16 protein-coding genes are annotated in these 20,244 nt (G+C 72.0%); all 16 read right to left on the bottom strand.

Annotation, left to right across the window (positions count from 1 at the left end; genetic code table 11):
- Window positions 1–62: 62 nt before the first annotated feature.
- Window positions 63–320: a 50S ribosomal protein L27 gene (rpmA, locus tag DQ392_RS26600; protein ID WP_114018250.1), complete on the bottom strand. Its 258-nt coding sequence runs from the start codon at window positions 318–320 to the stop codon at window positions 63–65.
- A 13-nt stretch (window positions 321–333) separates the two neighbouring features.
- The gene (gene rplU, locus DQ392_RS26595; RefSeq protein WP_114018249.1) at window positions 334–657 is read right to left on the bottom strand and encodes a 50S ribosomal protein L21; all 324 of its coding nucleotides are present in this window, start codon (window positions 655–657) and stop codon (window positions 334–336) included.
- A gap of 277 nt (window positions 658–934) precedes the next feature.
- Entirely contained in the window at window positions 935–5,482 is a 4,548-nt protein-coding gene (locus DQ392_RS26590; protein ID WP_114018248.1) for a ribonuclease E/G, read from the bottom strand.
- A 246-nt stretch (window positions 5,483–5,728) separates the two neighbouring features.
- Complete coding sequence (locus DQ392_RS26585; protein ID WP_114018247.1) at window positions 5,729–6,565, bottom strand: TIGR03936 family radical SAM-associated protein; 837 nt, start codon at window positions 6,563–6,565, stop codon at window positions 5,729–5,731.
- Between the two features lie 282 nt (window positions 6,566–6,847).
- The gene (locus DQ392_RS26580) at window positions 6,848–7,066 is read right to left on the bottom strand and encodes a hypothetical protein (protein WP_114018246.1); all 219 of its coding nucleotides are present in this window, start codon (window positions 7,064–7,066) and stop codon (window positions 6,848–6,850) included.
- Window positions 7,063–7,578 (bottom strand): GNAT family N-acetyltransferase, encoded by a 516-nt coding sequence (locus DQ392_RS26575; protein ID WP_114018245.1) that lies wholly within the window; start codon window positions 7,576–7,578, stop codon window positions 7,063–7,065. Before DQ392_RS26575 ends, DQ392_RS26580 begins: the two co-directional genes overlap by 4 nt.
- A gap of 77 nt (window positions 7,579–7,655) precedes the next feature.
- A complete protein-coding gene (locus DQ392_RS26570; RefSeq protein WP_114018244.1) occupies window positions 7,656–9,581 on the bottom strand; it encodes a TIGR03960 family B12-binding radical SAM protein in 1,926 nt (641 codons plus the stop codon).
- A 125-nt stretch (window positions 9,582–9,706) separates the two neighbouring features.
- Window positions 9,707–10,906 carry a rod shape-determining protein RodA gene (gene rodA / locus DQ392_RS26565; RefSeq protein ID WP_114018243.1) on the bottom strand — a complete coding sequence of 400 codons (1,200 nt, stop codon included), beginning with the start codon at window positions 10,904–10,906 and terminating at the stop codon, window positions 9,707–9,709.
- Window positions 10,903–13,185, bottom strand: coding sequence for a penicillin-binding protein 2 (gene mrdA, locus DQ392_RS26560; protein WP_114018242.1), 2,283 nt, complete (start codon window positions 13,183–13,185; stop codon window positions 10,903–10,905). The genes rodA and mrdA overlap by 4 nt, the downstream gene beginning before the upstream one ends.
- A gap of 75 nt (window positions 13,186–13,260) precedes the next feature.
- Window positions 13,261–13,995, bottom strand: a complete 735-nt coding sequence (gene mreD, locus DQ392_RS26555; RefSeq protein ID WP_114018638.1) for a rod shape-determining protein MreD — start codon at window positions 13,993–13,995, stop codon at window positions 13,261–13,263.
- A 9-nt stretch (window positions 13,996–14,004) separates the two neighbouring features.
- Window positions 14,005–14,940, bottom strand: coding sequence for a rod shape-determining protein MreC (gene mreC / locus DQ392_RS26550; protein ID WP_114018241.1), 936 nt, complete (start codon window positions 14,938–14,940; stop codon window positions 14,005–14,007).
- A gap of 136 nt (window positions 14,941–15,076) precedes the next feature.
- Window positions 15,077–16,096, bottom strand: coding sequence for a rod shape-determining protein (locus DQ392_RS26545; RefSeq protein WP_114018637.1), 1,020 nt, complete (start codon window positions 16,094–16,096; stop codon window positions 15,077–15,079).
- A gap of 259 nt (window positions 16,097–16,355) precedes the next feature.
- Window positions 16,356–16,769 carry a nucleoside-diphosphate kinase gene (gene ndk, locus DQ392_RS26540; RefSeq protein ID WP_114018240.1) on the bottom strand — a complete coding sequence of 138 codons (414 nt, stop codon included), beginning with the start codon at window positions 16,767–16,769 and terminating at the stop codon, window positions 16,356–16,358.
- 175 nt (window positions 16,770–16,944) lie between these two features.
- Window positions 16,945–17,310 (bottom strand): DUF4233 domain-containing protein, encoded by a 366-nt coding sequence (locus DQ392_RS26535; protein ID WP_114018239.1) that lies wholly within the window; start codon window positions 17,308–17,310, stop codon window positions 16,945–16,947.
- Window positions 17,311–18,870, bottom strand: a complete 1,560-nt coding sequence (gene folC / locus DQ392_RS26530) for a bifunctional tetrahydrofolate synthase/dihydrofolate synthase (RefSeq protein WP_114018238.1) — start codon at window positions 18,868–18,870, stop codon at window positions 17,311–17,313.
- 68 nt (window positions 18,871–18,938) lie between these two features.
- The gene (locus DQ392_RS26525; RefSeq protein ID WP_114018237.1) at window positions 18,939–20,207 is read right to left on the bottom strand and encodes an ABC transporter substrate-binding protein; all 1,269 of its coding nucleotides are present in this window, start codon (window positions 20,205–20,207) and stop codon (window positions 18,939–18,941) included.
- Window positions 20,208–20,244 lie beyond the last annotated feature (37 nt).

Genomic DNA, 20,244 nt, shown 5'->3' with positions numbered 1-20,244 from the left:
GTGCGCGTACGGCGGGGAGAGGAGGTCCGCCCTCGGAGTGAGTGAGTGTGCCGTCCGGCTGCTTACTGAGCGGCCGGGACGACGTTCACGACCTTGCGGCCGCGGTGGGTGCCGAACTGCACCGCGCCCGCGTCCAGCGCGAACAGGGTGTCGTCGCCGCCGCGGCCGACGCCCTTGCCCGGGTGGAAGTGGGTGCCGCGCTGGCGGACCAGGATCTCACCCGCGCTGACGACCTGACCGCCGAAGCGCTTCACGCCGAGAAACTGCGGGTTGGAGTCGCGACCGTTCCGGGTGGACGATGCGCCCTTCTTGTGTGCCATCTCTCCTCAGTCCTTACTTCTTGGCCGGGGCGGGGATGTCGGTGACCTTCAGCGCGGTGTGCAGCTGGCGGTGGCCGATGCGCTTCTTGTATCCGGTCTTGTTCTTGTACTTCTGAATCCGGATCTTGTCGCCCTTGTGGTGGTCCACCACCTCGGCCGTGACCTTGACACCGTCCAGCACCCAGGGGTCGCTGGTGACCGCGTCACCGTCGACGACGAGCAGGGTCGAGAGCTCGACGGTGTCGCCGACCTTGCTGGTGGAAATACGGTCAACCTCGATGACGTCGCCCACAGAGACCCTCTGCTGGCGCCCGCCGGTGCGCACGATCGCGTACACGCGGAACTCTCCTTCGCTCGAAACGGAGCCCCTGATGCCAGCCGTCCGACGCCCACGCCGAGCGCGGAGCTGATCCGGAAGGATTGAACGGCCTCTCCCCCCGGAAGGGGAGGTGGTTGCTCAGGAGCGGCGCGTCGCAGAAACGACACGCCGACGGTCAAGGGTACCCCATCCGGACGGGCCCCCCGCCGGGCCCCGCGGTACCTCCGGCCTCGCTGCCGCCGTCCGGGGCCGGGGCGCACAGCACCCCGGTCCCGGACGGCGGCTCAGGTCCGGCTCACTCCTCGGCAGCCGGTGCCGACACCGACGACGTGCCCTCCTGACCGGCAGCGGCCGTCTTCTTGGCGGCGCTCTTCTTCGCGGTCTTCTTGGCCGTCGTCTTCTTGGCGGTCGCCGTCTTGGCCGTGGTCTTGGCGGCCGTCGTCTTCGCCGCCGCCTTCTTGGCCGTCGCCTTCTTCGCCGTCGTCGTCTTCTTGGCCGCCGCCTTCTTGGCGGTCTTGGCCGTCTTGGCGGCCTTCGCCGTCTTCTTGGCGGCCTTCTTCTCCGTCGCGGACTCCGACTCCGCACCCGACTCCGACTGCGGCTCCGCCGCGGCCTCCTGTTCGGGGGCCGTGGTGGTCACCGTGCGCGTCACCCTGCGCCGGGGCCGCGCGGGAGCCACATCGGTGACGACCTCGCCACCGTCAGCAGGCTCGGCAGCGGCGGCGGGCGCGGGCGCCTCCTCGGCGGTGACGACCATCACCGCACCGGTGTCGTCACTCGTACGGGGCGCTCCGGCCGGAGCGCTCGCCTTCCGTGTCGCCCGCCGGCGCGCCCGAGGCGCCGCGGCAGCGGGCTCGGGTGCCGACACCGGCTCCGCGGCGGGCACCGGCTCCGGCGCCGCCTCGACGGCGACCGGCTCGGCGGGCCTGACCACCTCGGCGGTCTCGCTCGCGGCCTTCGGCGGCGAGCCGGCGGGCGCGCCCGCCTTCCGGCTGCCCCGGCGCCGGCCACGGCCCCGCGGGGCGGACGCCGCCGCCTCCGCCTCGGCCGCGCTGCTGAACAGGTCCTCGTCAGGGACGAACTCGACGGGCGCCGGTGCCAGCTCCGCCGCCTCGGCCGTGTCGGCGGGCTCCACGGCCGCGGCCGCCGGAGCGGTCGCGGGCGAGGGCTCCGGCGCGGTCCGCTCCTCGGCCGGCTCCGGCCTGCCGCCGTGGCGACCGCCGCCCTTGCCAGGACCCTCCGGCCGGGCGTCCGCCTTGGCCGTGTCCTTGGCCTCGGCCCTGGCTTCCGCCTTCGACTCGCCCTTGCCCTTGCCCTTCTTGCCCTTCTTGCCGCCGCCACCGGCGCCCGGCGCGGCCGTCACCTGGTCCAGGTGCACGATCACGCCGCGCCCGTTGCAGTGGACGCACGGCTCGGAGAAGGACTCCAGCAGCCCCTGGCCGACCCGCTTGCGGGTCATCTGGACGAGGCCCAGCGAGGTGACCTCCGCCACCTGGTGCTTGGTGCGGTCCCTGCCCAGGCACTCCAGCAGGCGGCGCAGCACCAGGTCCCGGTTGGACTCCAGGACCATGTCGATGAAGTCGATGACGATGATGCCGCCGAGGTCGCGCAGCCGCAGCTGGCGGACGATCTCCTCGGCCGCCTCCAGGTTGTTCCTGGTGACGGTCTCCTCCAGGTTGCCGCCCTGGCCCGTGAACTTGCCGGTGTTGACGTCGACGACGATCATCGCCTCGGTCCTGTCGATCACCAGCGAGCCGCCGCTGGGCAGCCACACCTTGCGATCCAGCGCCTTGGCCAGCTGCTCGTCGATGCGGTACGTGGCGAACACGTCCACGTCCGAGGTCCACCTCTGGAGCCGGTCGGACAGGTCGGGCGCCACGTGCTCGACGTAGCCGTGGATGGTCTCCCACGCCTCGTCGCCGCTGACGATGACCTTGGAGAAGTCCTCGTTGAAGATGTCCCGCACCACGCGGACCGTCATGTCCGGCTCGCCGTACAGCAGCGTGGGCGCGTTGCCCTTGTGGGACTTCTTGCGGATCTCCTCCCACTGGGCCTGCAACCGCTCCACGTCGCGGCGCAGTTCGTCCTCGCTGGCGCCCTCGGCCGCGGTGCGCACGATGACGCCCGCGTCCTCGGGGACGACCCGCTTGAGGATCTGCTTGAGCCGCGAGCGCTCGGTGTCGGGCAGCTTGCGGCTGATGCCCGTCATCGAGCCCTCGGGCACGTAGACGAGGTAGCGTCCCGGCAGCGAGACCTGGCTGGTCAGACGGGCGCCCTTGTGGCCGATCGGGTCCTTGGTGACCTGCACCAGCACCGACTGGCCCGACTTGAGCGCGGTCTCGATGCGGCGCGGGCCGCCCGACATGCCCAGGGCCTCGAAGTTGACCTCGCCCGCGTACAGCACGGCGTTGCGGCCCTTGCCGATGTCGACGAAGGCGGCCTCCATCGACGGCAGGACGTTTTGCACCTTGCCCAGGTAGACGTTGCCGACGTAGCTGGTCGACTGCTCCTTGTTGACGAAGTGCTCGACGAGCACGTCGTCCTCCAGGACGCCGATCTGGGTGCGCTCGCCGCTCTGGCGGACGATCATCTCCCGCTTGACGGCCTCGCGGCGGGCGAGGAACTCCGCCTCGGTGATGATCGGCACCCGGCGGCGGCCCTGCTCACGCCCCTCGCGGCGGCGCTGCTTCTTGGCCTCCAACCGCGTGGAGCCCTTGATGGCCTGCACCTCGTCGGCCGGCTCGGTGTCCTTCTTCTTGCGGGGCTCGCGGACCTTGACGACGGTGCGCTCGGGGTCGTCGGCGGTGGCGGGCCCGCCCGAACGCTCCTCCGCGTCCCCCGAACGGCGACGACGGCGCCTGCGACGGCGCGAGCTGCTGGTGGAGCCGCCGCCCCCGGCGTCGCCCTCCTCGTCGGCCTCGGCGGCCTCCTCCCCGGCGCCGCCCTCGCTCTCGGCGGCCTCGGTGTCCCGGGCCGCCCGGGGGCCGGCCTCCGCCTCGTCGGAGTCCGCGCCCTCGCCCTGCTCGCCGCTCTCGCCCCGGCGACGGCGACGGCCGCCCCGGCGGCGGCGACGCGTGGGGCGCTCGCCCCCCTGCGCGGCCTCGTCCTCCTCGTCCGGCTCGCCGTCGGTCTCGGCGTCGGCGTCGGCGTCGGCGTCGGTCTCCTGCTCGGACGTACGGGCCTCGCGCTCCTCCCGGCCCTCTTCACGGGGGGCCTGCTCGGACGCGTCCGCACGGCGGCGACGGCGACGGCGCGAGGCACCCGCGCCCTCCTCCGCCGTCTCCGGCTCCGGCTCGGGCTCCTCCTCCGGTTCGCTCCCGGCCCTGCGCTCCGCCTCGGCCGCGGCGGCGGCGCTCTGCGGGGTCTGGAAGGCCGGCTCGGTGAAGACGGGCGCCTGGAAGACCGCCATGGGCGGCGTCGGCCGCTTGCGGCGGCCGGCCGACTCCCCGGTCTCCTCCCCTTCGGCGGCCGCGGGCTCGGCGCGCTGCCGCTTCTTCGCCGTGGGCGGCGCCGCGAAGCCGCGGGCGACCCGCGAGGCCGCACGGCCCTGGTCGCCCTCGTCGGCACCGGCCTGCTCGTCGGCGCCGGCGGCCGGCTCCTCGGCCCCGTCCGTCGCCCGGCGCCTGCCCGCCTTGCCGCTCCTGCCCGTCTGTCCTGTCTGCTCCGCCTCGTCCGACTTGCGGGTCGCACGGCGCCGGGAGCGGCCCTGCGAGCCGGAGGCCGACTCGGCTGCGGGCTCCTCCTCGGCAGCGCGTTCGGGCGCGGCGGGCGCCGGTGCGCTCGCCTCGGGCTCGGCGGCCGGCTGCCCGGCCTCCCCAGCCGGCTGCGCGGTCGCCTCGGTCGCGCCCGACGCGCGGGTGGCGCGGCGGCGGGTACGGCTCTTGGGCGCCGCCTCCGCGGTGTCCTCGGACGTGCGGGCGCCGCGCGGGCTCTCCGGCTGCGCCGGCGTCCCCTCAAAGGCCGCGGCAGTGCCGTCGGCTTCGGGGGTCTCGGGCTCGGGGGCGGTGGTCGCGCGGGTGGCGCGGCGGCGGGTACGCGGCGCGGGCTGCTCCGGGGTGTCCTCGCCCGCTGACCCGGTGGCCGTCTGTGCGGCGGCGTCGGCGGGCGCGGCGGCGTCGGCCGTCTCCTGCTCAGGCGCGGCGGGCGAGACCTTGCGGCTGGTGGCCCGGCGGCGGGTGCGAGCTGCCTTGGGGGCCTGCTCCCCGGCCTGCTCGGCTTCGGCCGACGCGCCGGAGGTCTCCCCCTCGGCGGCCGTGGCCGGAGCGCCGGCGGGGGCGGTCGCCTTCCGGGTGGCGCGGCGGCGGGTGCGCGGCTTCGGCTCCTCGGCGGCGGCCTCGGAAGTGGCGGCGGGCGCCTCGCCTGTCCTTCGGCCGCCACCGGCCGCGGGCTGCCGCGCACCGGAGTCGGTGGCCTCGGCCGGCTCGGCCTCGGCGGACCGGGTCGCGGGGTCGGCCGGGGGCGGGGACCCGGCGGGGGCCGTCGCCTTCCGGGTGGCCCTGCGGCGGGTGCGCGCGGCGGGGGCGGGGGCGTCGGCGGCGTCACCGGCCTGCGGGGCCTCGGGGGCCGCGCCCTGCGGGGCCTGGGCCGCGCTGTCTCGTACGGTGAGGGCCTCGGACCCGGAAGCGGACGCTTCAGCGCCCGTGGGCGGGCCCGCGGGGCGGCTGGCCGCGCGACGGCGGCGGGGCGGCAGCGTGTCGCTGGGCGTGCTCTGCGCACCCCCGGCCGTCTGCGGCGCCTGGGCGTCCCCGCCACCGGCGGTGGCGTCGCCGGAGACGACGGACCCCGCGGGAGCGGCGCCGGTCGTCGGGGCCTCTGCCTCGTTGGATTCAGTTGGTTCGAGCATGCGGGCGGTTCTCCCGTCACGCTCCCGGGCGCCGCGCTCGTTCGTACCGGGGCGGCCCGCCGGGGGGCGGGCCGCTCTCCGGGGCGCGGGCGCCGCACGGGAGCTGTTGTCTCACTCGCCGGTTCCGGCCCTGGTCCGGCCCGGCTACGGCGAAAGTCTGCTGGTCTGTGCGCTCGCCTGCCGTACAGCGGCCCGGGTGGCTCCCTGGCGTGCGTTCAGCGGCGGCGCGCGGCTTCGGCGGCGCTCCTACGCGGTGGGGCCCGGCACCGTCCCGGCGCTGGAAACCCCGGTGCCTGTGGGCTCCGGGACCGCGTCACGGTCGGGTGCGAACGGGTCGGTCACCGCGCCGCTCTCCTCGTCGAGCGGCCCCTGCGCCAGCCTGGTCACCGCTGCGGGGACCGGCGGCGCCAGGTCGGCCGTAGCGCGGAGACCGGACAGGACGTCGTCGGGTCGTACGGCAGGTGTCACGTGTCGTACTACCAGCCGCAGTATCGCACAGCCCCCCTCGCCCGGCCTATCGGCGCCGTCCTGACGGGAGGCGACGGTTCCCGCTCCCGGCCCCGGGCTTCGTCCGGGAGGCGCCCCCGGAGCGGGGGACACCCCGAGCGCCAGGACGGCGGCGCGGGCGTCGAACGTGCGGATGCCCTTCTTGGTCCGGCGCTCGACCTCGACCGTCTCGGCCGCCAGGAACGCCTCGGCCGCGGCGCGCGCCGTCTCCGGCTCCACGCGGGCGAGCCGCAGCTCCCACTCGGACGCCTCGAGCCGGTCGCTGAAGTCGGAGCCGTGCGCCTCGACCGCGTCGACGACGTCGAGACCGTCCGGCATGCAGGCGTCCAGCAGCGCGCGCAACTGCTCGGGGTCACGCCGCTGGACGAGGGCGATCTCCAGGTACTCCGCCTCGCTGCCGGTTCCGGTCGGAGCGGCGTTGGCGTAGCTGACCTTGGGGTGCGGGGTGAACCCCGCCGAGTACGCCATGGGCACTTCGGCGCGGCGCAGTGCCCGCTCGAAGGCACGCTGGAAGTCGCGGTGGCTGGTGAACCGAAGGCGGCCTCGCTTGGTGTAGCGCAGGCGGACGCGCTGCACGGCCGGTGCGGGCGGCGGGCCTTCGGGCTGTCGCTTGCCCAGTGGTTCCCTCCTCGGTGCCGGGCGGCACGCTCAGGCGGGCCGCCCCTGTCTGACAGGACGATACGAAGGCGGAGGTCCGCACCGGCCGCCAGGGCGGCGCCGCGCGAGCGCGGAGCACCTCACCCGCGGCCGGACGCCACGCGTCCCGGAGGGCCCGTCCCCGGCGTGTCCCCGGGGCCGATACCCGGACGCGTTGTGCGTTTGTGCGGATGATCCTTCTGCCCAGGGTACGCGGCCGCCCTACGGCAGCGGCTCCCGCTCCCGGGAGCGGGGCGCTCCGAACAGGGCGCGCCGCAGCTCGGCCCCGGTCGCACGGAAGGAGGAACGGACCGCGGCGTAAGCCGCGCCGGCCGCGCGCCCGGCGTCCCGCAGGGAGCGGCCCACCGCGCGTCCGGCGTCCCGCAGCGCGCGGCCCGCAGCGCGTGCGGCCCGGGCCGTGGCCGATACGCGTTCACTCACGCGGGTGAGGACGGGGGCGAGGACGCAGCCGGTTCGGCCGCCGGTGTGGCGATCCAGTAACGGAGCTTGACCCCGCGCCGGACCTCGAAGACACCGCCGCACGCCTCGATCACCCTGCGGGACGCCACGTTGTCGTGGTCGCAGGTCACCAGCGCCCGCTCGACACCGAGCGCCGCGGCACGCGGCAGCGCGGCACGCAGCATCGCGGTCGCGTACCCGCGGCGCCGCGCGGTCCGCCGCACGTCGTACCCGATGTGGCCGCCGTACTCCAGCAGCATGGCGTTGAGCCGGTGGCGGAGGGCGGCGGCCGTCTCCTGCGTGGCCTGGCTGCGGACGAAGGCCACGTACTCGGCGAAGACGTCCGGATCCTGCCAGCTCTTCCCGAACCTGCGCAGGTCACGGGCGATCGCCGAACCGTCCTCGGGCGCACCCCGCCCCTCGGCGGCGAACTCCTCCATCGCGGCGACGAAGGAGAGGTGCACGGCGGTCGCGGGCTCACTCAGCTGCGGCATCGCGCCAGTGTGCCAGCGCCCTCGGCCGGGCCGGCCCGGGGGCTCGGCCGGGGGCCGTATCCGGCCCCCGCACGCGCCTACTTGACCACGGTGAGCGGCAGCAGCTTCTTGCCCGTGGGCCCGATCTGGATCTCGGTGTCCATCTGCGGGCACACCCCGCAGTCGAAGCAGGGGTCCCAGCGGCAGTCGGGGACCTCGGTCTCGTCGAGGGCGTCCTGCCAGTCCTCCCAGAGCCAGTCCTTGTCGAGACCGGAGTCGAGGTGGTCCCAGGGCAGGACCTCCTCGTAGGAGCGCTCGCGGGTGGTGTACCAGTCGACGTCCACGCCGGTGCCGTCCAGCGCCTCGGCGGCCGAGGACATCCACAGGTCGTAGGAGAAGTACTCGCGCCAGCCGTCGAAGCGCCCGCCGCGCTCGTACACCTCGCGGATCACCGCGCCGATCCGGCGGTCACCGCGCGAGAGGAGGCCCTCGACGATGCCCGGCTTGCCGTCGTGGTAGCGGAAGCCGATCGAGCGGCCGTACTTCTTGTCGCCGCGGATCTTGTCCCGCAGCTTGCCCAGACGGGCGTCCGTCTCCTCGGCCGACAGCTGCGGCGCCCACTGGAAGGGCGTGTGCGGCTTGGGGACGAAGCCGCCGATGGAGACGGTGCAGCGGATGTCGTTGGACTGCGCGACCTCGCGGCCCTTGGCGATGACGTTGACGGCCATGTCGCCGATCTGGAGGACGTCCTCGTCGGTCTCGGTGGGCAGCCCGCACATGAAGTACAGCTTCACCTGGCGCCAGCCGTTGCCGTAGGCCGTGGCGACGGTGCGGATCAGGTCGTCCTCGGAGACCATCTTGTTGATGACCTTGCGGATGCGCTCGCTGCCGCCCTCGGGGGCGAAGGTGAGACCGGAGCGGCGGCCGTTGCGGGTCAGCTCGTTGGCCAGGTCGATGTTGAAGGCGTCCACCCGCGTGGAGGGGAGCGAGAGGCCGACCTTGTCCTCCTCGTAGCGGTCGGCGAGCCCCTTGGCGACGTCGCCGATCTCGCTGTGGTCCGCGGAGGAGAGGGAGAGCAGGCCGACCTCCTCGAAGCCGGTGTTCTTCAGCCCCTTGTCGACCATGTCGCCGATGCCGGTGATCGAGCGTTCCCGCACCGGGCGGGTGATCATGCCGGCCTGGCAGAAGCGGCAGCCCCGGGTGCAGCCGCGGAAGATCTCCACGGACATCCGCTCGTGCACCGTCTCCGCCAGCGGGACCAGCGGCTGCTTGGGGTAGGGCCACTCGTCCAGGTCCATGACGGTGTGCTTGCTCACCCGCCACGGGACGCCGGAGCGGTTCGGCACGACCCGGGCGATCCGGCCGTCGGGCAGGTACTCCACGTCGTAGAAGCGCGGCACGTACACGCCGCCGGTCCTGGCCAGGCGCAGCAGCACCTCGTCCCGGCCGCCCGGGCGGCCCTCGGCCTTCCAGGCCCGGATGATCTCGCTGACCTCCAGCACGGCCTGCTCGCCGTCGCCGATCACCGCGACGTCGATGTAGTCGGCGATCGGCTCGGGGTTGAACGCCGCGTGTCCGCCCGCCATCACGATCGGGTGGTCCTCGGTGCGGTCCTTCGCCTCCAGCGGGATGCCGGACAGGTCGAGGGCCGTCAGCAGGTTGGTGTAGCCCAGTTCGGTGGCGAAGGAGACGCCGAACACGTCGAAGGCGCCGACGGGACGGTGCGCGTCCACGGTGAACTGCGGGACGTCGTGCTCCCGCATCAGCTTCTCCAGGTCCGGCCAGACGCTGTAGGTGCGCTCCGCCAGAACGCCCTCGCGCTCGTTGAGCACCTCGTAGAGGATCATGACGCCCTGGTTGGGCAGACCCACCTCGTACGCGTCCGGGTACATCAGCGCCCAGCGGACGTCCGCCGCGTCCCAGTCCTTGACGGTGGAGTTGAGCTCGCCGCCCACGTACTGGATCGGCTTTTGAACGTGCGGGAGGAGGGCCTCTAGCTGGGGGAAGACCGACTCGACGGGCATCTGGTGAGCGCACTTTCACTGGGGGGTGCCCCCGGACGGGCTCCGGGGATGACAGGGCCGGTCGTCCAGAGTAACGGTTGTCGCCCACCCGCCCGATGGCTCCGCCCGGGCTCCCCTGCGCTGCCCTACGCCGCTATGGGTTTCTGGGTGCGGATGGACTGCAACAGTCCCACCGCGATCCAGACGGCGAACATGGACGTGCCGCCGTAGGAGACGAAGGGCAGGGGCAGTCCCGCGACGGGCATGATGCCCAGCGTCATGCCGATGTTCTCGAACGCCTGGAAGGCGAACCAGGCGATCACGCCGGAGGCGACGATGGTGCTGTAGAGCGACGTCGATTCCCGCGCGATCCGGCAGGCGCGCCAGATCAGGACGCCGAGGAGGAGAAGGATCAGTCCGCCGCCGACGAAGCCGAGTTCCTCCCCGGCGACGGTGAAGACGAAGTCGGTCTGCTGTTCGGGGACGAACTGCCCGGTGGTCTGGGTGCCCTCGAAGAGCCCCTTGCCGGTGAGGCCGCCCGAGCCGATGGCGATGCGGGCCTGGTTGGTGTTGTAGCCCACGCCCGCCGGGTCCAGCGCGGGGTTGGCGAAGGCCGCGAACCGGTTGATCTGGTACTCGTCGAGCAGCCCGAGCGCCCACACCAGCACCGCGCCGAGGGCCCCGGCCAGGCACAGGCCGATGACCCAGCGGTTGGAGGCGCCGGAGGCCAGCAGGACGGCCAGCACGATCATGACCAGCACCATGACGGAGCCGAGGTCGGGCATCGCCAGGATGATCACGATGGGCAGGGCCGCCATGCCCAGCGCGTGCAGCACGGTGCGGTGGTCGGGGTGTTCCCGGTCGCCGGCGTCGACCTTGGCGGCGAGCAGCATCGCCATGCCGAGGATCACGGTGATCTTGATGAACTCGGCGGGCTGGACGGTGAAGCCGCCGCCCAGGTTCAGCCAGGCCCTGGAGCCGTTGATGGTGGCGCCGAGCGGGGTGAGGACGGCGAGGGCGAGCAGCACGGTGACGCCGTAGAGCACCGGTACGGCGCTGCGCAGTCTGCGGTGGCCGAGCCACACGGTGGCGCCCATCAGGGCCACGCCGACGATGAGGCTGATGATGTGCCGTACCAGGAAGTACTGGGGGTCTCCCTGGTTGAGCTCCGTGCGGTTGCGGGTGGCGGAGTAGACGAGCAGCGAACCGATGACGGCGAGGACCGTGCCGGACAGCAGCATGATCCAGTCCATGCGCCACACGACCGAGTCGCGTGCGGTCAGCCGGTTCCAGGCGGACCGCTTGCGGGGACCGTAGCCGTCCAGCGCGAACGTGCGGGTGCTCATCGTCGTTCACCTCCCGCGATCTGGAGGGTTGTACGTGCCTGGCGGGCGCCGTCGCGTTGCCGCTGCTGCCGCTCGCCCTCGTGCCGCGCCGCCTGGGCCTCGCGCCGCGTCTCGGGGGACTCGGCCGGGGGTTCGGCGACCCGGCGCTTGGCGCCGTCGTCGGCGGGGCGCTTGTCCCGCTGGGGGACGATGGTGCCGTCCTTGGAGATCTTGGGCAGCGCGGCCTGGGGCTTGGGCAGCAGGGCCTTCTTCTTGTCGATGCCGCCGTCCTCGCCGACGCCGTACATCGCGTCGTAGATGTTGCGCACGGCGGGCCCGGAGGCGCCGGATCCCGTACCGCCCTGGGAGATGGTCATCACGACGGTGAAGTCGTCGGTGTAGGTGGCCAGCCAGGAGGTGGTCTGCTTGCCCGCGACCTCGGCCGTACCGGTCTTGGCACGAATCTTGATCTTGTCCTGGGGCCAGCCGGCCTCGCCGAACCGCCAGGCCGCCGAGCCGCGCGTGGCGACGCCCTGGAGTGCCTTGTCCATCTGCCCCAGCGTCTTCTTGGTCAGCGGCAGCTTGCCGTGCGAGGTGGGCTCGATCTCGTTGACGGTCTTGCCGTCGGGGCTGATGACCGCCTTGCCGAGGGTGGGGTCGTAGAGGGTGCCGCCGTTGCCGAGGGCGCCGTAGATGGTGGCCATCTGGATGGGGGTGACGAGGGTGTCGCCCTGGCCGATGGAGTAGTTGATGCTGTCACCGGCGCGCATCTTCATGCCGGAGACGCAGTTCTCCTTGGCGATCTTCTCGGCGTAGCTGGGGTTGTCGCCGCCGTCCTCGGCCTGCTTGCACCAGGCGTCCTTGTTGGCTTCCCAGTAGTTCTTCTTCCACTCGCGGTCCGGAACGCGGCCCGAGACCTCGTTGGGCAGGTCGATGCCGGTCTTCTCGCCGAGGCCGAACTGGTGGGCCGTCTTGTAGAAGTGGTCGCGGGCGCCCTTCTTGGGCATGTTCCCGCCGTCCTTCTTCCACTCCTTGTGGGCCAGCCGGTAGAAGACGGTGTCGCAGGAGACCTCCAGGGCGCGGCCGAGGCCGATGTCGCCGTAGCCCTTGGACTCGTAGTTCTTGAAGACCTGGCCGCCCACCTTGTAGTCCGAGGAGCACTCGTAGTTGCCGTTGAAGGGGTACCCGGCCTTGACGGCGGCGCTGGTGGAAATGACCTTGAAGATGGATCCCGGCGCAGACAGGCCCTGGATGGAGCGGTTGAGCAGCGGGTAGTTGGAGTCCTTGCCGGTGAGCTTCGCGTACTCCTTGCCGGAGATGCCGCCGACCCAGGCGTTGGGGTCGTACTCGGGGTTGGAGGCCATGGACACGACGCGGCCCGTCTTGTTCTCCATGACGACGACGGCGCCGGCGTCGGCCTTGTAGTTGCGGCCGGTGTTCTTGTCGAACTCCTTGCGCGCGTTCTTCATCGCCTGGTCGAGCTGGGTCTCGGCGACGGCCTGAACGCGGGAGTCGATGGAGGTGACCAGGTTGGACCCGGGGCGGGCCTTCTCGCTCTCGGCCTCCCCCATCACCCGGCCGAGGTTGTCGACCTCGTAGCGGGTGACGCCCGAGCTGCCCCGCAGCTTGCTGTCGTAGGTGCGCTCCAGGCCCGAGCGGCCGATCTCGTCGGAGGGCAGGAAGGGGGAGTCGGTGTCCTTGGCCTTCTCGATCTCCTCGTCGGTGACGGGCGAGAGGTAGCCGAGCGCCTGAGCGGTGTTCGCCCCGTACGGCGCGGCGTACCGGCGTACCGCCTCCGGCTCGGCGGTGATGCCGGGGAAGTCCTCGGAGCGCTCCCGGATCTGGAGGGCCTGCTTGGGCTTGGCGTCGTCGGTGACCGGGATCGGCTGGTAGGGGGAACCGTTCCAGCAGGGCTGCGGGGTCTTCGCGTCGCAGAGGCGGACCTTCTGCTTGACGGTCTTGGCCTCCATGCCGAGGACCTTGGCGAGCCGTTCGAGGACGGCCTCGCCCTCGTCGTCCTGCTTCATCAGTTCGGTGCGGGAGGCGGAGACGACCAGCCGGGTCTCGTTGTCGGCGATGGGTACCCCGCGGGAGTCCAGGATGGAGCCGCGCACGGCGGGCTCGACGACCTGCTGGACGTGGTTGCCCTTGGCTTCCTTCTGGTACTCGTCGCCATTGCGGATCTGCAAGTACCACAGCCGCCCGCCGAGAGTGAGCAGCAACGACATCACCAGGACCTGAATGGCGATCAGCCGGATCGTGACACGGGAGGTGCGGCCGGTCTCAGGAATGTTACTCACGGCGCGAAGCGCCTCCTTGAGGGGTGGTGGTCGGGTGGGGGCACCTCCCGGCCGCAGGCTGGGGAGGGAGGGCTCTCACAGCCGCTTGACCCCCTTGATCCCGCCCGTCTTGGACCGGCCGCCGCCGCTCAGGTCCATCGTCTTGTTGCGCGAGGTGCGTTTGCCGGCTTTCACACCCTTGCCCGGCTTGCCGCCCTTGCCGAGCAGACCGCTGCCCGAGGGGCTGAGGCTGGCGCCGGAGGCGAGCCAGCCGTAGGCGCGCATACCGCCGCCTGCGCTGCCGCCGCCCGGTTCGGCACCGAGCGGATCCTTCTCGCCGCGCCGCGCCAGCGCCATGACCAGGGGGACGACGAACGGCGCGAGCAGCAGGTCGTAGAGGGTGGCGGTGGCCAGCAGTCCGGTGAGGCCGACCTGCCGGGCCGCGGTGTCGCCGACCAGCGCGCCGACGCCCGCGTACAGCAGGGTGGAGCCGATCGCCGCGGAGGCGACGACGAGCATCGGGACGGTCGCCGAGCGGTGCTGCCCCGCCTCCGGCTTGGTCAGGCCCGCGGCGTAGCCGATGAGGCAGAGCACCAGCGCGTAGCGCCCCACGGCGTGGTCGGCGGGCGGGGCGACGTCGGCCAGCAGTCCGGCGACGAAGCCGACGAGGGCGCCGGCGGTGTGGCCGTAGACCAGCGCGAGGCCGAGGACGGTCAACAGCAGCAGGTCGGGGACGGCACCGGGCAGTTGGAGCCGGGCCAACACGGTGACCTGCACGATGAGGGCGACGACCACGAGAGCGGCCGTGAGAAGCATCCGGTTGACGTACAGCACTGCGGATCAGCTCCTGGGCGAGGATTCGCCGCCGGGCGTGGCGGTCACGGTCACCGTGGGTGCGGGCTTGGGCTTGGCGGGCTTCTTGGACCTGAGAACCTCGTCCCTGGGGTCCTCGCGCGGGGGCTCGACGACGATGCCGACCACGTCGAGACGGGTGAAGCCGACGTAGGGCTTGACCTGGACCGTACGGGTGAGCGTGCCCTTGTTCCGCTCGACCTTGGTGACCTCGCCGACGGGCACGCCGGGCACGAACGGCTTGTCGTTGCTGGACCCGAAGGTGACCAGCCGGTCGCCCTTGTCCACCTTGGCCTTGCCGTTGAGGAGCTGGACGCTGAGCGCGTTGCCGCCGCGCCCCGCGGCGAAGCCCAGTTCGTTGGTCTTCTCGATGCGGGTGCCGACGGTGAAGTCCGGGTCGTTGGCGAGCAGCACGGTGGAGGTGGAGGAGCCGACGGTGGTGACCCGGCCGACCAGTCCGTCACCGTTGAGGACGGTCATGTCGCGGCGGATGCCGTCCTCACGGCCGGCGTCCAGGGTGACCGTCCACGAGAAACCCTGCGCCGCACCGATCGCGATGACCTGTGCGCCCTTGACCCCGTAGCCGCCCGCGCCGGCGGTCTTGAGGAGCTTGTCGAGTTCCTTGGCGCGGGCGCGGTTGCGGTCCTTGGAGCCGAGTTGCTGCTTGAGCGCCGCGTTCTCCTGCTCCAGGCGGGTGATTCTGTCGTGGCGGTCACCCGAGTCGCGGACGGCGGCGATGGCGTTGCCGACGGGGTCGACCGCGGTGGCCACCCCGCTCTCGACCGGACCGAGCGCGGAGGCGGCCCCCTGCCGTACGCCGTCGAGCGGAGACTGCTCGCCCCCTCTGAGGTCCACCGTGATCAGTGCGAACGCGATGGCGATCAGCAGGACGAGCAGCAGCCGGCTTTCTCGTGTGTCCCTCACGTGCGGCGGCCGTGCCTTTCTGGTGAGGCAGCCCCGCCGGGGCGGGGTGCGTGACGGCGGCCGCCACTGGGCTTAACGACCCGCCGCTGAACGGTCAGTTATTGCGGTTGTCGCGAACAGGCGTGCTATTCGCCGGTCAGCGGCGCGGTTGGGCGTCGAGCACCTGCTGGAGCGCCTCGAACTCCTCGACGCACTTGCCCGAACCCAGCGCCACCGAGTCCAGCGGGTCCTCGGCGATGTGGATGGGCATGCCCGTCTCCCGGCGGAGCCGCTCGTCCAGGCCGCGGAGCAGGGCGCCGCCGCCGGTGAGCACGATGCCGCGGTCCATCACGTCACCGGACAGCTCGGGCGGGCACTTGTCGAGCGTCGTCTTGACCGCGTCGACGATGGCGTTGACGGGCTCCTCAATAGCCTTGCGGACCTCGCCCGCGGAGATCACCACCGTCTTCGGCAAGCCGCTGACCAGGTCACGGCCGCGGATCTCGGTGTGCTCGTCCTTCTCCAGGTCGTGCGCCGAACCAATGGTGAGCTTGATGGACTCGGCGGTGCGCTCGCCCAGCAGGAGGCTGTACTCCTTCTTGATGTGCTGGATGATCGCGTTGTCCAGCTCGTCACCCGCCACCCGGATGGACTGCGCGGTGACGATGCCGCCGAGCGAGATGACGGCCACCTCGGTGGTGCCGCCGCCGATGTCCACGACCATGTTGCCGGTGGCCTCGTGCACCGGCAGGCCGGAACCGATCGCCGCGGCCATCGGCTCCTCGATGATGTGCACCTGGCGGGCGCCGGCCTGGGTGGAGGCCTCGATGACGGCACGGCGCTCGACGCCGGTGATACCCGACGGCACGCACACCACCACCCGGGGGCGGGCGAGATAACGGCGCTTGTGGATTTTCAGAATGAAGTAGCGGAGCATCCGCTCGGTGATCTCGAAGTCGGCGATGACGCCGTCCTTCAGCGGCCGGACCGCGACGATGTTGCCAGGGGTGCGGCCGATCATCTTCTTCGCTTCGGCGCCGACCGCGAGGATTCCGCCCGTGTTCGTGTTGATCGCGACGACGGACGGCTCGTTGAGGACGATCCCGCGACCCCTGACGTACACCAGCGTGTTGGCGGTCCCGAGGTCGACAGCCATATCACGGCCGATGAACGACATGTTGGTTCCCATGGATGCGTCTGGCCTTCCAAGTGGGGCGATGTGGAGTGCGGCTACGGAAGGAGGTGGGTACGCGCCCGGTGCGTGCTCAAAGCGCGAGGGTTCCATCGTAGACGCGCTTGCTCGAACACGTGGAGACGGTTCCTTTGCCATTGTCGGCGGAAGTGGGAACCGCCACCGTAATGGTGACGTCGTGTCGGAGGCGCTCCGGGCGCCTCTCGCGCCTCAATCGGCCCCCCGTGCCGGTAAGCCGCTCGCCTCAGGCAAAACTCGGGAAAAAAAACTTCATCTCCCGCTCCGCGGACTCCTCGGAGTCCGAGGCGTGAATGAGGTTCTCCCGCACGATGGTGCCGAAGTCTCCGCGTACCGAGCCGGGAGCGGCGGCGATCGGGTCGGTGGGCCCCGCGAGAGCACGCACCCCCTCGATCACCCGTTCGCCCTCGACGACCATGACGACGGACGGGCCCGAGGCCATGAACTCCACCAGCGGCTCGTAGAACGGGCGTCCCTCGTGCTCGGCGTAGTGCTGCTCCAGCGTGGCGCGGTCCAGAGTGCGCAGCTCGAGAGCCGCGAGAGACCAGCCCGCCTTGCGCTCGATACGGCCGATGATCTCACCCGTCAAACCACGTCGGACGGCATCGGGCTTGAGGATGACGAGGGTGCGCTCGGGCATGTGGGGCGACTCCTTGGCTGGTCGTGCGACGGCTGGGCGCACCTCCCGGCCGGAGTCCCCCGGCTGCCGCCGGGAGGCATCCCCAAAGGGAGGGCAGGCTCCGCCAGGCCGGGCGCGGTGACGCGACGTGAAGCCCGGCGGTCAAAAGAGGCTACATGGGTGAGGGCAGCCGGTCTCACGCAGCGTCCGGCTCGGGCGCGGCCTGGGCCGCCGACTGCGCGGCGAACCGCGCCTTCGCCTCGTCGATCTTCTTGCCGAAGTGCACCGAAGCCCACCACAGCGCGGCGAAGCAGGCACCCAGGAAAAACATCATCGGAACGACGAAACCGCTCGCGATCAACGCGATCTGGAGCGCCCAGCCGAGCTGCACGCCACCCGGACGGGTGAGAAATCCGCACAGCAGTACACACAGCACCATCGCGATACCGCTGACCGTCCAGACGGTGGAGGCAGAAAGGTCACTCGTTCGCATCGCGACCAATCCGGCGAAACCGATGATGAAGAATTCACCGATCAGCGTGGACGCACCCAGCATGCGCATCTAGCGCCTCCCTCGCAGCAGCAGCCGGGCCTCGCCGACCGTGATGACGGAGCCGGTGACCAACACCCCGGCCCCCGCGTACTCGCCCTCCTCCTCGGCGAGGGTCACCGCCTCCTCCAGCGCCAGATCCAGCCGCGGCTCGACCTGGACCCGCTCCTCGCCGAAGACCTCCACGGCGACCGCGGCCAGCTCGTCCACGTCCATCGCGCGGTGGCTGGAGTTGCGGGTGACCACGACCTCGGCCAACAGCGGCTCGAAGGCCTCCAGCAGCCCGCGGACGTCCTTGCCCGCGCTCGGGGCGACGACTCCGACCAGCCTGCTGAAGTCGAAGGCCTCGCTGACGGCCTCCGCCGTGGCCCGCGCCCCGCCCGGGTTGTGGGCGGCGTCCAGCACCACGGAGGGGCTGGTGCGCACCACCTCCAGGCGGCCGGGCGACGAGACGGAGGCGAAGGCCTGGCGCACCACGTCGATGTCCAGGGCGCGGGCCTGCTGCCTGCCGATGCCGAAGAAGGCCTCGACGGCGGCCAGGGCCACACTCGCGTTGTGCGCCATGTGGGCGCCGTGCAGCGGCAGGAAGACGTCGGGGTACTCGCCGCCGAGACCGCGCAGGGTCAGCTGCTGGCCGCCGACCGCCACCTGCCGCTCGACGATGCCGAACTCCATGCCCTCGCGCGCGACGGTGGCGTCCACCTCGACGGCCTTCTTCAGCACGACGGAGGCCGCCTCCACCGGCTGCTGTGCCAGCACCACCGTGGCGTCGGGCTTGACGATGCCGGACTTCTCCACCGCGATCGCCTCGGGCGTGTCGCCGAGCCGGTCGGTGTGGTCCAGCGAGATCGGGGTGACCACCGCGACGCCCGCGTCGATGACGTTGGTGGCGTCCCACCTGCCGCCCATGCCCACCTCGACGACGGCGACGTCCACCGGCGCGTCGGCGAAGGCCGCGTACGCCATGCCGGTGAGCACCTCGAAGAAGGAGAGCCGGTAGTCCTGCCGGGCGTCGACCATCTCGACGTACGGCTCGATGTCGCGGTAGGTCTCGATGAAGCGCTCCGCGGAGACGGGGGCGCCGTCGATGCTGATGCGCTCGGTGACCGACTGCACGTGCGGGGAGCTGTAGCGTCCGGTGCGCAGCTCGAAAGCGGACAGCAGCGCCTCGACCATGCGGGCCGTGGTCGTCTTGCCGTTGGTGCCGGTGATGTGGATGGAGGGGTAGGAGCGCTGCGGGTCCCCCAGCACGTCCACCAGCGCGGCGATGCGCTGGACCGAGGGGTCCAGTTTCGTCTCGCCCCAGCGGGTGGCCAGCGCCTCCTCCACCTCGCGCAGCGCCCGGTCCACCTCGGGGTCCTCGGGCCTGCCGGGCACGACGTCCGGCTGCGGGGGTCCGGCCTGGGCCCGCAGGGTGCGGCTGCCCGCCTCGATCACCGCGAGATCCGGATCGCGGTCGGTCTCCTCGCCGACGATCTCCTCGAACGCGTCGGGCGACTCGTCGGGGTCGAGGGACTCCGCGGGCTCGTAGAGGGACGGGTCGGGTTCGTGGGGCTGGGGCTCGTCGCTCACGCGGACCAGTCTACGTAAGGGTGCCGCGGCTGGCGCAGGCCGCCGGGTCGCACCGGGGCCGCCGCCGGTCAGTCGCGGCGGGCCGCGCGGTCGGCCTCGTCGGCGGCCTTCTGCAAAGCGTCGAGAACCGCTCGCGGGGAGGGCCCGTGGGGGTCGACTGCCTTGCCGACGGAGCCCTGGACGCGGGTGCGCACGGTCGGCCAGGAGGTGCGCCCCACCGGCTGGAACTCGGCGTCCGGCATCTGGTCGATGAACCGGCGCAGCGGCTTGCCCGAGGGGTCTTCGCGCAGGGCACGCGAGCCGGAGACGGTGACGGGGAGGGTGCCCTGGCCGCTGCCGTACTGGCGCACGGAGGTGACCTGGTAGAGGAAGTTGAGGAACGCCGCGCTCTGCTCGCGGCGGCCGCCGGCCGTGAACGCCATCAGCCAGTCGGAGAGGCCGACGGGCGGTGCGGCGCCGCCGTCCTCCTTGGGGAAGGCGGCGTGCGCGTACGGGAACCCGGCCTTCTGAGCGGTGCCCAGGAGCACCGGGTGCGCGTTGAGCATGCCTATCCGCCCCTTGAGGAAGCCCTCGTATGCCTTCGTGCGGGTCAGCTTCTCCGGGTGGGCGCCGGCCAGCCCCTTGGCGACCATGCGTGCGCGCAGCCAGGTCAGTGCGTGGACGTTCTCCGTCTTGACGAAGTCGTAGCCGGCGGTGCTGGCGTAGCCGCCGTCGGCGGCCAGCATCCAGGCGAGCGCCTCGTCCTCGGCGGCCTCCGGGCCGAGCGCGAGCCCGTAGGGGGTGGGCACGCCCGCCCGCTTGAGCGCCTGGGCCGCGGTGCGCAGCTCCTCCCAGCTGCGGGGCGGGCCGCTGATGCCGGCCTTCTCGAAGAGGGCGGTGTTGTAGAAGAGGCGCGGGGTGCTGGCCAGGAACGGGATTCCGTACTGCGCGAAGTTCACCTCGCCCGCCTGTGCGAAGGAGGTGATGAAGTCGGCCTGGACCGGGATCTTGAAGACGTCGCTGGCGGGAAAGAGCCTGCCGTCCTCCGCGTAGCCGGCGAAGACGTTGCCCTGGGAGATGTCGGGCGGGTTGCCTTCCTTGACCCGCTTGGCGAGCTCCTTGTCGATGCGGGTGAAGGGGACGAGCTGGAGGTCGACCTCGATGTCCGGGTGCTTCTTCCCGAACGCCTTGACGACGTCGCTCCACTGGTCGGTGATGCCCGATCCGACGCTCTTGTCGTAGCTGGAGGCGAGCACGGTCAGCTTCTGCTCCCCGCCGTCAGCCGAGCACCCGGTGAGCCCCAGGCCCGTGGCGGTCGCGAGGGAGGAGGCGCCGAGGAGGAACTGGCGTCGATGCACTGGTCTTGCCACCCATGGTCGTACGGTCGCTCGTCTC

It is taken from the genome of Streptomyces reniochalinae, assembly GCF_003323735.1.
Classification (GTDB): Bacteria; Actinomycetota; Actinomycetes; order Streptomycetales; family Streptomycetaceae; genus Streptomyces; species Streptomyces reniochalinae.
Note: the sequence above shows the minus strand (reverse complement) of the source record. Positions and strands in the feature narration are given on the sequence as shown.

What these genes read in the sequence shown, in the direction of transcription:
- DQ392_RS26575 (WP_114018245.1), bottom strand. Translation starts at nt 7,578, where the DNA reads ATGCCGCAGCTGAGTGAGCCCGCGACCGCCGTGCACCTCTCCTTCGTC.
- DQ392_RS26590 (WP_114018248.1), bottom strand. Translation starts at nt 5,482, where the DNA reads ATGCTCGAACCAACTGAATCCAACGAGGCAGAGGCCCCGACGACCGGC.
- DQ392_RS26535 (WP_114018239.1), bottom strand. Translation starts at nt 17,310, where the DNA reads ATGCGCATGCTGGGTGCGTCCACGCTGATCGGTGAATTCTTCATCATC.
- rpmA (WP_114018250.1), bottom strand. Translation starts at nt 320, where the DNA reads ATGGCACACAAGAAGGGCGCATCGTCCACCCGGAACGGTCGCGACTCC.
- DQ392_RS26545 (WP_114018637.1), bottom strand. Translation starts at nt 16,096, where the DNA reads ATGTCGTTCATCGGCCGTGATATGGCTGTCGACCTCGGGACCGCCAAC.
- DQ392_RS26570 (WP_114018244.1), bottom strand. Translation starts at nt 9,581, where the DNA reads ATGCCCGTCGAGTCGGTCTTCCCCCAGCTAGAGGCCCTCCTCCCGCAC.
- rodA (WP_114018243.1), bottom strand. Translation starts at nt 10,906, where the DNA reads ATGAGCACCCGCACGTTCGCGCTGGACGGCTACGGTCCCCGCAAGCGG.
- ndk (WP_114018240.1), bottom strand. Translation starts at nt 16,769, where the DNA reads ATGCCCGAGCGCACCCTCGTCATCCTCAAGCCCGATGCCGTCCGACGT.